The organism is Bradyrhizobium sp. CSA207, assembly GCF_029051685.1.
Lineage (GTDB): Bacteria > Pseudomonadota > Alphaproteobacteria > Rhizobiales > Xanthobacteraceae > Bradyrhizobium.
Genome location: NZ_JAACFT010000046.1, coordinates 21,495 through 37,321, shown reverse-complemented (window position 1 = coordinate 37,321; position 15,827 = coordinate 21,495). Strand labels below are relative to the sequence as shown.

Here is a 15,827-nt window from a genome sequence, read left to right as displayed (position 1 = left end):
GCATTCCCGCTTTCCTTCTCTGGACAAGTGCGTGCCGTGTGGCCTTCTTTGTTGCGGCGATAGCATTTGCGTCCGTCGTCGCGTCGCTCACAACTTGGCCTTTTTCGTAGGATGGAAATGTCGGCGCTTAGCCTGGACGCTTCACTGCGTCGACACAACTTGTGCTCAAGCCGTTCGGAAAGATGGTTATGGTAAAACACGCTCCAATCACCGTCACGCCGTTCTTCCGCCCTCGCGATGAAGACGCTGATGAGCCAGAGATGTACGTTGCGGGGTTCGCCGACGAGGCGGACGAGGTCTGGGGGACGCTGATTCCGTTGGATGCGGAGATGGTTGAGCAAGTCGTTCTGGGACATCAGACATTCACGGTTTGGTGCAACTCCGACGGTCGCATCCAACCGCAGCCGAGAAGCGATGGTCTGTTTGAAGAGCTTCTCAAGAAAGGTCACCTAAAGGAAACGCCCCTCGATGAACTCGTTGCCCAAGCCATCGAGCAGGGCAGGAATGAACCGGATGATGACATCCTCGACATATTCGAGACCCCTGCACGAACGGCTGATACGTGCAGTCGGTGTAGTCGCTGATGAGATCGCGCGGCGTAGACGATGAATGCTTCGCGGAAAGTCCGCCAGCCGACCTCGTTCAAGATCAGCATGCTAGACTGCAATCTTCTTGTACTTCGTCGCTGGAATATCGGCAGCCTGACGTCACTTCTCGTCTCGCTCGACGCGCAGGCGCTGAGCGAGACCGTCACAATTAAGAGGAAGCAAAAACGCAAGAGCATGACGTCAGGGGCCGCCCGACGCGAAAGTACTAAAATATTAGCGCATTCAAGCCCAAGCAACTGAAGGGCGCAAGGAAAAATGGGACACTCTTGCGTGCTTCTAGAGCCAGAAAGGCCGAAGGAGTATTCTGACATGCCAACCTAAGCCGCTTGAATCCTGCCCAGGAAGCTGTTTAGTTCGTGCTTCAGTCGAGAGCTTTCCTCAGACAGCTGTTCGGCAGATGTCAGCACTTGCATCGATGCCCCTCCGGTTTCCATCGCGCGGTTGGTGACTTCACCGGCGCTGGCCGCCACCTGGGTGGTCCTGACCGCGGCTTCCTGCACATTGAATGCGATGCTTTTGCTCGTTGCCTCCTGCTCTCCTATGGCGTCGACCACCGTCCTGGCAATCTCCGAGATGCGGTCGATGATGACACTAATTTCGGTAATCGCGCCGACCGACTCAGTTGTCGCCGCCTGAATGCCGCCAATCTGCTCACTGATCTCAACGGTCGCATGCGCCGTTTGCGCCGCGAGAGATTTCACTTCCTGGGCGACAACTGCGAAGCCTCTACCGAGATGACCGGCGCGCGCGGCTTCAATCGTCGCGTTGAGCGCAAGCAAATTGGTTTGCCGCGCAATTGCAGCGATCAGCTGAATCACGCTGCCGATCCGCTCCGCGGCGGCCGCCAAACTGGCCATGCGCTGGTCGCTGAGTTCGGCCTTGCGAACCGCTTCGCCCGCTATATTGGCAGCTTCTTGAACCTTTCGGCCGATGTTGGCGATGGTTATCGCCATTTCGCTCGTCGCGGTCGCGACACGCTGAACGTTGCCGGACGCTTCCTCCGATGAGCATGCGACTTCGATCGAAAGTTGCCGGCTATGATCAGCCGTCCGGGTAAGGCTGCGTGCGGAGGCTTCAAGCTGTGAGGAGGCGGATGAGACGGTCTCGATTACCTTGCCCACGGCCGTTTTGAATTCGCCGGCGAGCTGAGCGATATCGGCCTGACGCTGCTCGGCGGCAGTACGATCTTGTTCGACCTTCGCATCGAGCTCGGCCTGTGCCTTCTCGCGAGCTTTCAGCTTGAACATTTCGACCGCTTCGGCCATCTCGCCGAGCTCATCTTTTCGGCCGAGTCCCGGCAGAACCACGTCGAACTGACCGTCGCCGAGTTGGCGCATGGCCACCGTCATCGAAGCGACTGTTTCGGCTATGCGTTGGCCGAACAGTAATGCGATCAGACCCACGAGGATCGTTGAAAGTCCAATCACCCAGATGAGCGTCCGCCGAATTTCATCAGCATGAATTTCAGCAGCCCGCGAACGCGCCTCAGCGGCAGCCATGATCTTCACTAGCGCCGGGTGGACGCGGTCGTAGATCTGTCCGAGATCGTCCACCTGATCGCCCAGCGCTTGCTGCGTGACCATAAACGAAACAAAATTCGACTTGTATGCGCGGATCAGTTCGAGGATCTGGGAATGCACGTCGGCTGGCAGGCTGGCCTGAGCGAGCGTCGTTTCGAATTCCGCCTCCCGGTCCACCAGTTGATCGCCATATTTGTCTTCGCCGCGCAGGATGAAATCCTTCTCGTGCCGGCGCATCATCAACATCAAGGTCGTGAGGCGTGGTTGGTTCAGCTCAGCGAGCCGCTGCTCGACGATGTGAACGGCCTTGCGCAGCTTGCCTTGGAATCCGTCATCCTCATTGAAGCCGAGGTTGCGTTGGGCCGAGACCACGTTATGAAAGCGCGTTGCATAGAGATTAATCACCGGACGTAGGGCGGTCGCCTGCTTCAGCGGGTCCCCATCTGGCAAAGCCGTCGCAAATGTTTCGACGTGACTCAGGTCCGCGAGCTGCCGCTCATGATTCTCGGCATGGCTCTTGATCGATACTTCATTGGGTTTGCGCAGGAAGTCGCTCGCGATTTGTCGTGACTGCAGGAAGCTTTGTGACAACGATGCGACGCGGGCTCTGAACTGGTTGCTGTCGTTCGACTCGCTCTGAACAAGGCTCGCATAAGTCAGGGCGGCCGCGCAGATTGTGCCTGTGACAAGCACTCCGGAAATCCCAAGGAGTGCCATTTGGCCGCGTAATCCAATGCGGAGGCCCCTCGATGGCCTGCCGCCCCTCGTCGCAACTTCGCTCATGGTTATCCCTTGAATGAGTTCATGCCCCGGCACGGTGTTGGTGAGCGCGGTTATCGATATTGAGCTAAACGGGAGTTGACCTGCTTCATTCGGTCGATGACGACTGGCTAACTAATTTAGATTGATTTCGAAATCCTGAACTCACACCGTACGTCACGCTCCGACGCTTCCTCGTCGGAAGACATTCCAGATCTATCAACGAGACAGCGTAGAGCGCTGAAGTCTGTCCAAAAAGGGCGATCAAACGCAGGATTTAAGCGTGAACACGCAGCTCATTGCATTAATCAAGATTGCTATATCGCTACGGTTAGTCGCGATGATCGCGATCACATGTGAGGATCGCACAGCGCATATTCGGCGCACAGCACCACTTCGGCGAATCTCGGAGCGTCGATCCCCGATGAGCGTCCGTCCCAGTACCGTTGCAATAGAGCGTGAATTGCAGGGTCGTTTGTACGAAACGCTCCAATATGAAGCCGAGACGACACACTCAGGTAAGAAACGAGATTGTTCGTTCGTTACGTACTGTGTTTGTCGGAGCAAAGGCGCCCAAAATGCCATCGTCTCTGCGTGAGGAGGGTGCACTGAATTCTTCCTTCGCGACCCTCGGCCGGGAGTGAGCTGGCAAAGCCGCCTATTGGCCCAGTGTGAGACAGGGGAAGAGTTCATTTAGCAAAGTGGGATGCGAATTGTCTTATCATCGACCAAGGCCGGGACTGGTGCTCTCTCTTCGACTGCGCAATCGAGGCTGTTTCATGCGCAATCATGATCTTGTCTCCGAGAGTTTCCTGGCACTGACCGCGGCCGGTCTCGTGCTGCTGTGCTCAAGCCTGCTCGCCTTTGCCTTTACTTAAAGCGAACGCGTTGGTGCGCTTCGCGCTTTTGTCAATCGAGGTTCCATTTGAGGATGAGCATTTCGGCAAAGCGGCACACGGATCATGCTCCAACTGTTGCGCGAGCGGTGAGATGAGCAATTTCAACCAGGAACGCGTGCTGAGCGTTCATCACTGGACCGACACTCTCTTCAGCTTCACCACCACGCGGAATCCGTCGTTCCACTTCCGTAGCGGCGAATTTGCCATGATCGGGCTCAAGGTGGACGAGAAGCCGCTGCTGCGTGCCCACAGCCTCGCCAGCGCCCACTACGAGGACCGGCTGGAATTCTTCTCGACCAAGGTGCCCGATGGTCCCTTAACCTCGCGTCTGCAGCATCTGAAGGCAGGTGACGAGATCATCGTCAGCCGCGAGGCGACGGGGACGCTGGTCATCGATAATCTCGAGGACGGGCGCAATCTCTATCTGATCGGCACCGGCACCGGGCTTGCGCCCTTCCTGAGCGTGATCAAGGATCCCGAAACCTATTTACGATTCCAGAATGTTGTACTACTGCATGGCTGCCGCCGCGTCGCTGAGCTCGCCTATGGCGAGATGATCATGGAAAAACTGCCGGGGGACGAGCTGGTCGGCGACTTCGTGCGCTATCAGCTGATCTACTATCCGATGGTGACGCGCGATCGCTTCCGGAACCGCGGCCGGATCACCGACCTGATCGCGTCAGGCAAGCTGTTTACAGATGTCGAACTGCCGGAACTCGATCCGCAGCATGACCGCGTCATGGTTTGCGGCAGCCCTGCGTTGGTGCGCGACGCCCGCGAGCTATTGGTGGCGAAGGGCTTTGTCGAAGGCGATCACGGCGAGCCGGCGCAATTCGTGTTCGAAAAGGAGTTTGCAGAACGCAACGGTTCGAGTTCTTGTCGGACAACGGTTCGGCATAAATCATGACGGCTAGTGGGAATCGCCACGAAGCATCGGCAATGACAAACGAACAGCGCGAGCTGACGCGCTGCAACCAAGGGTCAGGAGATGAAGACAGAGTATATTGAACTGCTAAAGGTGAGAATCGAAGTTTTGCGCCTGATGCTGACGCGCTTGCAGGGTGCACAACTCGTCATGCAAGAAATTCGGAAGACCAGACAATAGGTGTGCTTGTGCGGTTTTCTGAAATTGCCTTACGGGTGCTGAGCGCCGAAAATCGGAACGCCGTGAGTCTCTAAGCGACCGGCCGTATCACAAGCCGGCGGAAAATGAACGTTGCATAATAGTGCGCTGTACCAGATTGCTAGTGATGCGCAGACGTTTTTCCCGGAGGTGCGGTCGAGGGTCCACAATTACTTGCGCCGCCACATCCGTCGAGCAAATTGGCGTTCCTCGTCACCCAACACGTCGCCATAGATACTAGGTCAGCGTTTCCTTGGTTCGAATCATACCAGGTGGCCTCGGCGAGTTTGTAGGACCAGGTATGGACGACGGGATGGCGATTGACGTCGTCAATTCCGGCCATGACGCGCTCTTTGAGTTCGTGCTTTGATGTAACCCGGATGTGACGCAGGACGGATCGGGCGAACTTGGAGAAGAAGCCCTCGATAAGGTTGAGCCAGGAGCCGTGCTTGGGCGTGAAGGTAAACTGGAAGCGGCCTGCCGGTCGTGTGTCAAGCCAGGCTCTGGTTTCTCTCGAGATGTGCGCGGAATGATTATCGAGGATCAACTTGATCGCGGTCCTGGCCGGATAGGCGGCATCGAGGAGCTTGAGGAATTCTATGAACTCTCGGCTGCGGTGGCGGTCTTTGACGAGCGCGTGGACCTTCCCGGTGAGCAGGTCAATCCCCGCCAACAGGCTGAGTGTCATTCGGCCTGCAATATTGGCTCTGACTCACTTTTGATGCAGTTTGGGGGATGCGTGGCGCTTTGATTGGAGGAGAATCAAAGCCATGCAGCAAGCACTCCACCGCTCCAGTCTGGTGCCGCGTGGGTTTGTTGTAGAGAGTGCGTACTACGAAGGTGATAAGGCCGTTATTGAGATCCGGGCGTCCGGAAGCGTCGGCCTGTGTCCCTTGTGCGGAACAGTTTCCCGACGTGTCCATAGCCGGTATCGGCGACGCGTAACTGACCTCCCGCTTTCGGGGCGGATCGTACAGCTCCTGGTGGTCGCCCGCCGCTTCCGCTGCGACGCCGTCCTGTGCAGGCGCCAAATCTTTACTGAGCGCTTCGCCGAAGGAGTGCTGGCGCCATCAGCGCGACGCACGGCGAGGCTGGACTCCATTGTCCATCACCTCGGTCTGGCGCTTGGCGGACGGCCGGCGGCAGGCTTCGCAAAGCGGCTGATGCTGCCGGTGAGCAAGGATACGCTCCTCCGGGTGGTTCGACGCCGTAGCCGTGCACCAGCTGACCCGCTCAGGGTTATCGGCATTGATGATTGGGCCTGGCGGCGCAATCACCGATACGCCAGCATCATCTGCAACCTGGAAAGGCGCCGGGTGGTCACCCTGCTGCCGGACCGTGAGCCCGCGACCGCCCAGGCCTGGCTCGCTGCTCATCCCACGATCGCGATCGTCGCTCGTGACCGCGGTGGAGGATATGGCGAAGCCGCAGCGAAGGCCCTGCCGCACGCGGTACAGGTCGCAGATCGTTGGCATCTGATGGAGAACGCCAGTCGGGCCTTCCTCGATGCCGTCCGAAAATCGATGCGCCAGATCCGCAGCGCAATCGGAGCAACGACGATCGATCCCGAGCTGCTAACAGCTGCGGAGCGTCTCCAATATGAGGGCTATCTCCGGCGCGACGAGGCCAACGCGACCATCTTGAGCCTGTCGAAAGGTGGAATGCCGATCAAGCAGATCGTGCGCCAGACGGGCCACAGCAGGGGGCTGGTACGACAGGTGATCCGCGGCGAACGCCATGATGTCTTCCGGACCCGGGAGAGTTCTCTCGATCAGCACCTGCCATGGCTCGACGATCAATGGGCAGCCGGTTGCCGAAACGGCGCTGAACTTTGGCGCCGCTTACGGGCGCGCGGTTTCCGAGGCTCCCTTCGTGTTGTCGGCGAATGGACGACTCGTAGACGGCGGGCCGAAAAGACTGATGTCGAAACTCTTCATCGGATTCCATCGGCCAGAACGATCGCTCGTCTCATGACCGTCGGACGGGATACGCTATCGAAGGCAGAGACGGTGACGGTCGCGGCGGTAGAAGCTGGCGTGCCAGCCTTGGTCGAGGCACGCGAGATCATCGCCGAATTCCACTTGATGATTCGGCGCCGAGCCGCCGCCGAGTTGTCACCCTGGATCGAGCGCGCTCGCGCCAGTCTTGTCGCATCGTTCGCCCGCGGCGTAACGAGCGATGAAGCGGCGGTTCGAGCGGCGATCACCTCGCCATGGTCCAACGGACAGACTGAGGGTCAGATCACGCGCCTCAAGCTCGTCAGACGCCAAATGTACGGCCGTGGCAAAATCGATTTGCTTCAAGCCAGGCTAATCGGCGCAGAATAATCGGAGCTGCACCAAAACTGCGTCAGCGCAGAGCCAATTTTGGACGCCGATCCCCTGGCTTAGGGGGTCAGAATTTGCAAGCCGATTGACAGGCTGAGCGTGCCGTGACGTTTGTACTCATGATCGCGGGCGAAGGTCGCATGCACGCCCGGCACTGGCGGCAGATCCGGCGCTGTCGTTGCGATGGCCTGGATCCCCGGCTTCTCGTCGTAGGAGACGATCGCGACCGGTTTGTCCGACTTCTTCGACCGGGCGGCGGCTTTTTTCAGGACCTGGACCTCGCGATAGACATACAGAACCTCCGCCATCTTCTGCTCGAACTCGGCGTCGCGGTTTTCAAGATAGTAGCGCACCTTGTGCGGCTTGATTTCCTCCTGACCGAGAAGCTTGCACACCGTGCCCTGAACCAGACGGGCGAGACATTCATGTCCGGCCTCTGGTCCGTGCTCGCGGGCATGGCGGGCCAGCAGCCGCGTCGTCCACAACTCGTGCGGATAGCCATGCTCCCTGGCCTTGTCGCACGCCAGAGACACCAGCCAGGCCTTGGCCGCCGGCGTGATCACCGGCTCCTTGCCCGGTCGCGGGCGCTCGTCGAGCGCCGCCAGCGCGCCATCGGCCGCCGCCCGCTCGACGCAGCGCTGGACCGTCTGATGATGGGCGCCAAGTCTTCGTCCCACCGCAAAGAACGACGGGATCTCGCGGTAGGCAAGCAGCATCGCGGCCCGCGATACCCGGCGTGCCGGTTCGGTCCTCGACCGCGAAAGAGCCGTCAACGTTTCAATCTCTTCGTCGGTCATCGCCAACTCGACCGCTTGCCGCCATCCTGCCATGATGAAACTCCTCGTTCAGTCAATCCCAAACGAGGAATCCACAAACAAACGTCCCGTTCCATGACTGCCAAGTTCACGGAATCGGTCGTCTAGGAGCCTGTCCAGTTAGCATCGGGAAGCCAGTTTTATCCGAATGATAGCGGCTCATGCGGCCCTCCCCAGCTTGACGAGGTTGTGAGCGGTGCAAATCAGGGCCCATTCGGGCTTCACTTTGTCGATGCCGCGCAGCAGGAATTGCCTGAACCCTCTTGCCTGTTTGATCTGTCCGAACACGGGTTCGACGATCTGCTTACGCAAGCGGTAGCGACTTCGGTAGCCGGCGCGCTTGAGCTTGGTGCTCATCTTGGCGATCAGCGAGCCGGCTCTTGAAGGCTGTTCCGCGGTGGCGGACTTGGTGCCGTGCTTCTGCCTTCCGGTTGGCGATGTAGCCCTCAATGCGCCGCCGTTTGATCGCGCGAAGATTGGCGGCGGAGTAGTAGCCGGCGTCGGCCGACACTTCGTCGGGATTGGTCCCCAGAATAGCCCTGATCCCGTTGAGCAACGGCGCCAGTTGCGCCTGGCGGCGTCGATCCTCGACTTCACCGACGAGATCACGCGCAAGACCCTGCCGTCGCTCGGACCGGCGCTGGAGACAGCCGCGAGCAACGTTTTCAAGCTGGCGAAGCGGTGAGCGCTGCGGCATCCCGCTTGACAGCGAGTTCGCAACGGTCGCCGCAGCGAAGTTGAGGTTCAAGTAAGATACCCAAAACGAACAAACCAGTCCCGATTATCGGAAACGATTGCCTCGGCCGTATCTGCATTCAGATTGCCAATCCACCGACCTATCCGACCGTCGCGCCGATGGTTTGGGTGTAGCTGGTTCTCCGTGTTGTAAGAAGCAACTCCATCAATGAGGCCATCTACTTCGTGGACAATTTGAGCAGCCGTATTCGGGTCAATAGATATCCCACAAGCCCTCGCTATCCTCTGCGCCGAGGTTTGCGGATGATTTATGATTTCGACGTAGGATAGATCGATGTCGGATCGTGCTGACCAATACTCATGACATTCGCGCGTAGTTTTTGCAGCGGCGAGAGCAGCGCCTTTATCGTCCTTGTTCACCCAACCACGATCATGAAGGGACACGATAACGTCACGCAGATCGCGATGGCAAGTTAGTACAGTTTCCGCTCTCTCGCTCCATTGATCGTCAGGGATGTGAATTTTCAATAGCGCCGACGTTTCTGTTCCCGGCACATAATCGTCGATCCATGCTGTCTTTAAGTTCGGGTCCTGAGTTCTCAAGATTAATCGAGCTACATTGAAGACCCATGTGCTTCCAGAACGCTGTGTACCAGCCGCTAGAATAACCCGCATAGCTTTCTCCCACCGGTTCCAATTCCAACCCTATCAGCCGCACCCGTGGCGTCAAATGGGTTTTTAGAGCCTGAAGAGGCCAGCGGCCGACCATGACTTACACGCTATTAGGTCAATATGCCCTCCTGACATATCCGTGGTGAGCGTCGCGACGGGGGCTCTTGTGAGGCATGCACCCATTAACGCCGCGCGGCTGCGCCCGTAAGCTTATCGGCATGTCGGGATCCTCCGCGTCACTTCGGAGGCGTCGGGCGCTTCGCCTCGGCCTCGGCGGCTTCGCATACGGCAACCGCATCGGGTTCGAACGGCGACAACCTGGCATCAAGCAGACGCTTGAGCAGCTCGGCGGCCCAGCGCTCGTCGCGCGGAGGCTGCCGCAAACAGCGCGACACGCACCTCGCGACAGCGAAGCCAGTCCTCGCGCGCGACGTATCCCAGCGGGTGACACGGCTTGGCGCTGCGGTCGTTTACATGGTTTCCAGTCCACCATTCGCTGACGGGGCCAAGCAGACGAGCCAACGCTCGCGAGCGACCCTCGAACTTCTGACCTCGCTGCGGCATGCGCTCGATCCCGGCAAACAGCGCGAGCGCCTCAGCGCTGAACGACGGTCGTTAGCTGCGCGCAGCTTTACGGCATGGCGGCCTCGGTTGGAGAAGCTCGCCGGTAGCCTAACACGCTCCGGCACTTGGGGCTCGGCGTCTAGGTCAGCGTTTCCTTGGTTCGAATCATATCAGGTGGCCTCGGCGAGTTTGTAGGACCAGGTATGGACGACGGGATGGCGATTGACGTCGTCAATTCCGGCCATGACGCGCTCTTTGAGTTCGTGCTTTGATGTAATCCGGATGTGACGCAGGACGGAGCGGGCGAACTTGGAGAAGAAGCCCTCGATAAGGTTGAGCCAGGAGCCGTGCTTGGGCGTGAAGGTAAACTGGAAGCGGCCTGCCGGTCGTGTGTCGAGCCAGGCGCTGGTTTCTCTCGAGATGTGCGCGGAATGATTATCGAGGATCAACTTGATCGCGGTCCTGGCCGGATAGGCGGCATCGAGGAGCTTGAGGAATTCTATGAACTCTCGGCTGCGGTGGCGGTCTTTGACGAGCGCGTGGACCTTCCCGGTGAGCAGGTCAATCCCCGCCAACAGGCTGAGCGTGCCGTGACGTTTGTACTCATGATCGCGGGCGAAGGTCGCATCCACGCCCGGCACTGGCGGCAGATCCGGCGCTGTCGTTGCGATGGCCTGGATCCCCGGCTTCTCGTCGTAGGAGACGATCGCTACCGACTTGTCCGACTTCTTCGACCGGGCGGCGGCTTTTTTCAGGACCTGGACCTCGCGATAGACATACAGAACCTCCGCCATCTTCTGCTCGAACTCGGCGTCGCGGTTTTCAAGATAGTAGCGCACCTTGTGCGGCTTGATTTCCTCCTGACCGAGAAGCTTGCACACCGTGCCCTGAACCAGACGGGCGAGACATTCATGTCCGGCCTCTGGTCCGTGCTCGCGGGCATGGCGGGCCAGCAGCCGCGTCGTCCACAACTCGTGCGGATAGCCATGCTCCCTGGCCTTGTCGCACGCCAGAGACACCAGCCAGGCCTTGGCCGCCGGCGTGATCACCGGCTCCTTGCCCGGTCGCGGGCGCTCGTCGAGCGCCGCCAGCGCGCCATCGGCCGCCGCCCGCTCGACGCAGCGCTGGACCGTCTGATGATGGGCGCCAAGTCTTCGTCCCACCGCAAAGAACGACGGGATCTCGCGGTAGGCAAGCAGCATCGCGGCCCGCGATACCCGGCGTGCCGGTTCGGTCCTCGACCGCGAAAGAGCCGTCAACGTTTCAATCTCTTCGTCGGTCATCGCCAACTCGACCGCTTGCCGCCATCCTGCCATGCCATCCTGCCATGATGAAACTCCTCGTTCAGTCAATCCCAAACGAGGAATCCACAAACAAACGTCCCGTTCCATGACTGTCGTCTAGTTTGCAGGCACACGAAAGAAACTTGCTAGAATAGTATCGCCGCGCAAGTGTTGGCGCAATTCCTCGCATATCGCCCGAAATGGTCAGAAGCTTTGAGGCCATGATCATGGACGCGAGGCTTGGATTGTCGAGGCTGTCTGTGCTCCGCCGAGTCGGTTAATGCGCGAGAACACCCCCGCTGCGCTTCTCCACCACCACCTGAGCGCGAGCAGCACCTTTTACCTAGCACCTCAGAGTTGCGAGGGCCTCTCGCCGAGCTGGTTTATCCGAGTTTTCAAGTCTGAGGTCTGCCGGAGGTGAGCTCGTTGGCGCAGAGTCGAGTGGAACATCGTAATATGCTGTGACAGGGCTCTGCGGAGAGCTGGTCAATTTGCGTCGTGTGTGAGCTCGTCCACAAGTGAGGGCCGCCGCCGCGACGTTGCGACCTTCAGCCTGATCGCCACCGCCCAGGCCAACGATATTGATCGACAAGCTTGGCTCGCGACGTCCTGCACGCGGGCCCGACAAGCGCATTTACGCTCTCCCGCCTAGAACTGCCGTTCTGAGAACGTGGCTCACCCTGCTGAACCCAAGCAGATCAGGTAATAGGATCAAACCAGACGCCTTCACCGGATACATACCAACCAGCGAGTTTCACGCCTCCCAGCATGGGTGTGGACATCATTCAGAACCGTACATTGCGCAGCGGCGACCCCACCCTTAGCGGTTTGCAGCATAGCTGCAACCGCAATCAACGGTTTCAGCGCCTCAGAAGCCCGAGCCTATTTTTGCATCCAAATTGTCACATCGACACCTTTCATTTAGCCGAACAATGAGGCAGAAAAGAAAGAGACAACCGGCCACCGGCTCATCGGAACACAGATATTTAGATGTTTGACACATTGGCAACCGTGACTGGATCGATCGCACACGAGCCGCGTACACCGGGAGCAAACGACCGAGATCTACAGTTAGATTTCGCGAAAGGTGCGCTCATTATTTTGGTGATCGTGGGGCATTTGATCCAGCACATCATCTACCGAGATGATGGGTTTTGGTATTCGCCGTACTACAAGTCGATCTATATGTTTCACATGCCGCTCTTTATGGCGATAAGTGGATACCTTTCTTGTCGATCGCTGCTGCGCAAGTCGTTCACTAGAGCCGCCAGCGATCGTGCGAAGCAGCTCCTGCTGCCGATGCTGTTTTGGTGGGCCTTCATGGAGACCGCCAAATTTGGGGTAACGAGCGGGCCTCTGGAATTTGTACACGACTTCGCTGGCACATACTGGTTCATCTGGGCCACCTTTGTTTCCTACCTTCTCGTCAAGATACTTACCAATCTCAAGCACGGATCGTGGGTCATATCTGGATCAGCCGTACTGGTTGCGCTCGCGCCCGTGACATTTTCCATATCTCCTCTGATCAAATTCACTTACCCGTTCTTCTGCTTGGGATTCTTGTTGGCTCAATCGCGAGAACGATGGATGAGTACAGTGCGATCTGGGAAGATGCTCCTGATTGTATTTCTCTCGATAGTGACTTGCGTAGGCTTTCTAGCTTGGAGCAAGGATACTTATATCTATAATAATCTTGCCATCATTCACGATTTTAGGTCGGCTAAAAACGTGTTTTTGATGTTTGTTGGCTCTGCAGCTGCTTCAGCAATCGCTATTGAACTCTTCTTGCTATGCTGGCGCATTGGCCGTTCAAATCGAGCGGGCCGCTTTATCGCTGTGGAGTTGGGCCAGAGCACGCTTCTGCTCTACCTGGTCCAGGGTACCGTTTTCCGTCTCATGGATTTCATGCAGTTCGGAGAACGTTGGGATCTCACGACCCGTTTTGCCGTCGCCGGTACGCTCGGAGCCTCCATTGTTGTGTTCGCACTGACGGTCCGCTCGATTGTTCGAACGGTTCCATATCTGTCTCAGCTCGTCCTTGGAACGCCAGCACGTTCAGGTCTTTCGCAGGCTAAACCTGCAATGAACTAGGTCAGCGTTTCCTTGGTTCGAATCATATCAGGTGGCCTCGGCGAGTTTGTGGGACCAGGTATGGACGACGGCACGGCGATTGACCTCGTCAATTCCGGCCATGACGCGCTCTTTGAGTTCGTGCTTTGATGTCACCCGGATGTGACGCAGGACGGAGCGGGCGAACTTGGAGAAGAAGCCCTCGATGAGGTTGAGCCAGGAGCCGTGCTTGGGCGTGAAGGTAAACTGGAAGCGGCCTGCCGGTCGTGTGTCGAGCCAGGCTCTGGTTTCTCGCGAGATGTGCGCGGAATGATTGTCGAGGATCAACTTGATCGCGGTCCTGGCCGGATAAGCGGCATCAAGGAGCTTGAGGAATTCGATGAACTCTCGGCTGCGGTGGCGGTCTTTGACGAGCGCGTGGACCTTCCCGGTGAGCAGGTCAATCCCCGCCAACAGGCTGAGCGTGCCGTGACGTTTGTACTCATGATCGCGCACGAAGGTCGCATGCACGCCCGGCACTGGCGGCAGATCCGGCGCTGTCGTCGCGATGGCCTGGATCCCCGGCTTCTCGTCGTAGGAGACGATCGCGACCGGCTTGTCCGATTTCTTCGACCGGGCGGCGGCTTTTTTCAGGACCTGGACCTCGCGATAGACATACAGAACCTCCGCCATCTTCTGCTCGAACTCGGCGTCACGGCTTTCAAGATAGTAGCGCACCTTGTGCGGCTTGATTTCCTCCTGGCCGAGAAGCTTGCACACCGTGCCCTGAACCAGATGGGCGAGACATTCATGTCCGGCCCCCGGTCCGTGCTCGCGCGCATGGCGGGCCAGCAGCCGCGTCGTCCACAATTCGTGCGGATAGCCGTGCTCCTTGGCCTTGTCGCACGCCAGAGACACCAGCCAGGCCTTGGCCGCCGGCGTGATCACCGGCTCCTTGCCCGGTCGCGGGCGCTCGTCGAGCGCTGCCAGCGCGCCATCGGCCGCCGCCCGCTCGACGCAGCGCTGGACCGTCTGATGATGGGCGCCAAGTCTTCGTCCCACCGCAAAGAACGACGGGGTCTCGCGGTAGGCAAGCAGCATCGCGGCCCGCGACACCCGGCGCGCCGGTTCGGTCCTCGACCGCGAAAGAGCCGTCAACGTTTCGATCTCTTCATCGGTCATCGCCAACTCGACCGCTTGCCGCCATCCTGCCATGATGAAACTCCTCGTTCAGTCAATCCCAAACGAGGAATCCACAAACAAACGTCCCGTTCCATGACTGCCAAGTTCACGGAATCGGTCGTCTAGTGGTCCGCAGCGACGCATGCCCGAGCCATCGCTGCACAAGATGAGGCGGTACTTTTGCCTGGAATGCCGTGACGCCGAAGCTGTGGCGCAGACCTTTCGGCGACGCGGCGAGGGTTGCGACTCCTGCATCTCGCATCACGTTCTTGATGAGCCGCGCACGACGATCCCTTACAAGCTGACACTGGAAGATCCAGCTCTACTGCCGCTCAGTCCGGCGAAGATCACCCGCTCTATTTCGACGAAGCTTACGCGAGGAAAACCCCGTATGGCGGGCTCGTTGCGCCGCCGTCGATCCACATCTTACTGATGTTCGCCTGCACCCGACCGACTACTGGATGAGAACGCCGAGGACCATCAATGCCGGCCAGTCCTGGAGTTACAACAAGGGCGCGGCCCGGCGATACCATCACTCTGCAGGCTCGCGCAGCCTGCACCACGCGTTCTCGAGAGATGTGGGGTGAATTTCAACCGGGCAGACCGCCTCCACGATGCCCGTTTACGGGTCGTGGACCCAATGTGCTGCGGGTTCGAATTCAACATTCTCAGCGTCCGGCCTCATTATAAGCCAGGCATTCCTGGTTACGTGTCATCGTTGAGCGTTTTTCACGAGCGCGGTTCACGTATCCTGTGAGTTTCTTCCCTGCGTCAGGTACCAAACACTCAAATCGGGCGCGGATTTGCCTCAGCGCTATTGCCAACACCAATGCGAAGGAAGAGCCGCAAGTTGTCCTGGCCACACCATCGTGCAGCGGATGTGCGGAGCTGGCCCCGAGGCGGTCAGTACCATCTCCAATCTCCGCCCTATCCTGTTGAGCCCTCCTGTTCCTTTAGTCTCCCCCGCGACTGGTCGAAACCGGAATGCGCGAAGACCAACACGGCGACGGGAGTAACTGCGCCAGGCCAGGTAGAGTTGGCTTCCTATGTTCAAGCAGGGCTCGCACCGGTTTTCGCGCCTGCGATTCCGACGGAGCAGCTCGCGCACGAGGTCATCGGCTTCCGCGGTCATCTGGACCGCGCCGAAGGCAGCTTTGTGCTCGGTTCGGAAAGCTGGTGCCGTGTCCGATGCTGACCGCTGTTGTCTCTTGCGACCCCACGTCCGGACGCTTGAAATTTGTCGGTCAGCGGGCACCATCCGGTTTCTCACGCGCCTCCCTACTGGCGCAGCGCGGCTCACGGATGCGCATTCGCATGACGATCTGCGGCA

Annotated in this window: 9 protein-coding genes and 3 pseudogenes; 5 read left to right on the top strand and 7 right to left on the bottom strand. The window is 58.7% G+C overall.

Annotated elements, in window-relative coordinates; translation table 11 throughout:
• Positions 1 to 161: 161 nt before the first annotated feature.
• Positions 162 to 584: a hypothetical protein gene (locus GWG65_RS35600; protein WP_235940585.1), complete on the top strand. Its 423-nt coding sequence runs from the start codon at positions 162 to 164 to the stop codon at positions 582 to 584.
• A 341-nt stretch (positions 585 to 925) separates the two neighbouring features.
• Here the strand turns inward: GWG65_RS35600 and GWG65_RS35595 are convergent, their stop codons facing one another.
• Positions 926 to 2,821, bottom strand: a complete 1,896-nt coding sequence (locus GWG65_RS35595) for a HAMP domain-containing methyl-accepting chemotaxis protein (protein ID WP_187436500.1) — start codon at positions 2,819 to 2,821, stop codon at positions 926 to 928.
• A gap of 1,056 nt (positions 2,822 to 3,877) precedes the next feature.
• On the opposite strand from GWG65_RS35595, the gene GWG65_RS35590 reads away from it, so the two are divergent.
• A complete protein-coding gene (locus GWG65_RS35590) occupies positions 3,878 to 4,693 on the top strand; it encodes a ferredoxin--NADP reductase (protein ID WP_148745558.1) in 816 nt (271 codons plus the stop codon).
• A 523-nt stretch (positions 4,694 to 5,216) separates the two neighbouring features.
• Here GWG65_RS35590 and GWG65_RS35585 read toward each other — a convergent pair.
• A pseudogene (locus tag GWG65_RS35585) lies at positions 5,217 to 5,594 on the bottom strand (IS630 family transposase); the annotation flags it as partial.
• 85 nt (positions 5,595 to 5,679) lie between these two features.
• Here GWG65_RS35585 and GWG65_RS35580 point away from each other — a divergent pair.
• The gene (locus GWG65_RS35580) at positions 5,680 to 7,236 is read left to right on the top strand and encodes an ISL3 family transposase (RefSeq protein ID WP_148736740.1); all 1,557 of its coding nucleotides are present in this window, start codon (positions 5,680 to 5,682) and stop codon (positions 7,234 to 7,236) included.
• 59 nt (positions 7,237 to 7,295) lie between these two features.
• On the opposite strand, the gene GWG65_RS35575 is transcribed toward GWG65_RS35580, so the two are convergent.
• From GWG65_RS35575 to GWG65_RS35560, 4 genes and pseudogenes are all read right to left on the bottom strand, one after another.
• The gene (locus tag GWG65_RS35575; protein WP_275200116.1) at positions 7,296 to 8,033 is read right to left on the bottom strand and encodes a helix-turn-helix domain-containing protein; all 738 of its coding nucleotides are present in this window, start codon (positions 8,031 to 8,033) and stop codon (positions 7,296 to 7,298) included.
• 177 nt (positions 8,034 to 8,210) lie between these two features.
• Positions 8,211 to 8,616 (bottom strand): annotated as a pseudogene (locus GWG65_RS35570) (transposase); the annotation flags it as partial.
• Between the two features lie 179 nt (positions 8,617 to 8,795).
• Positions 8,796 to 9,422: a sulfotransferase domain-containing protein gene (locus GWG65_RS35565; RefSeq protein ID WP_148745566.1), complete on the bottom strand. Its 627-nt coding sequence runs from the start codon at positions 9,420 to 9,422 to the stop codon at positions 8,796 to 8,798.
• A 731-nt stretch (positions 9,423 to 10,153) separates the two neighbouring features.
• The gene (locus GWG65_RS35560; RefSeq protein WP_275200100.1) at positions 10,154 to 11,374 is read right to left on the bottom strand and encodes an IS630 family transposase; all 1,221 of its coding nucleotides are present in this window, start codon (positions 11,372 to 11,374) and stop codon (positions 10,154 to 10,156) included.
• An 882-nt stretch (positions 11,375 to 12,256) separates the two neighbouring features.
• Here GWG65_RS35560 and nolL point away from each other — a divergent pair.
• On the top strand, positions 12,257 to 13,357 hold the full coding sequence (gene nolL, locus GWG65_RS35555) for a nodulation factor fucose acetyltransferase NolL (protein ID WP_275200099.1): 1,101 nt from the start codon (positions 12,257 to 12,259) through the stop codon (positions 13,355 to 13,357).
• A 27-nt stretch (positions 13,358 to 13,384) separates the two neighbouring features.
• Here the strand turns inward: nolL and GWG65_RS35550 are convergent, their stop codons facing one another.
• A complete protein-coding gene (locus GWG65_RS35550) occupies positions 13,385 to 14,530 on the bottom strand; it encodes an IS630 family transposase (RefSeq protein WP_275200098.1) in 1,146 nt (381 codons plus the stop codon).
• 348 nt (positions 14,531 to 14,878) lie between these two features.
• Here GWG65_RS35550 and GWG65_RS35545 point away from each other — a divergent pair.
• Positions 14,879 to 14,962 (top strand): annotated as a pseudogene (locus GWG65_RS35545) (hypothetical protein); the annotation flags it as partial.
• Positions 14,963 to 15,827: the final 865 nt, after the last annotated feature.

What these genes read in the sequence shown, in the direction of transcription:
- GWG65_RS35550 (WP_275200098.1), bottom strand. Translation starts at nt 14,530, where the DNA reads ATGGCAGGATGGCGGCAAGCGGTCGAGTTGGCGATGACCGATGAAGAG.
- nolL (WP_275200099.1), top strand. Translation starts at nt 12,257, where the DNA reads ATGTTTGACACATTGGCAACCGTGACTGGATCGATCGCACACGAGCCG.
- GWG65_RS35580 (WP_148736740.1), top strand. Translation starts at nt 5,680, where the DNA reads ATGCAGCAAGCACTCCACCGCTCCAGTCTGGTGCCGCGTGGGTTTGTT.
- GWG65_RS35560 (WP_275200100.1), bottom strand. Translation starts at nt 11,374, where the DNA reads ATGGAACGGGACGTTTGTTTGTGGATTCCTCGTTTGGGATTGACTGAA.
- GWG65_RS35575 (WP_275200116.1), bottom strand. Translation starts at nt 8,033, where the DNA reads ATGACCGACGAAGAGATTGAAACGTTGACGGCTCTTTCGCGGTCGAGG.
- GWG65_RS35565 (WP_148745566.1), bottom strand. Translation starts at nt 9,422, where the DNA reads ATGCGGGTTATTCTAGCGGCTGGTACACAGCGTTCTGGAAGCACATGG.
- GWG65_RS35590 (WP_148745558.1), top strand. Translation starts at nt 3,878, where the DNA reads ATGAGCAATTTCAACCAGGAACGCGTGCTGAGCGTTCATCACTGGACC.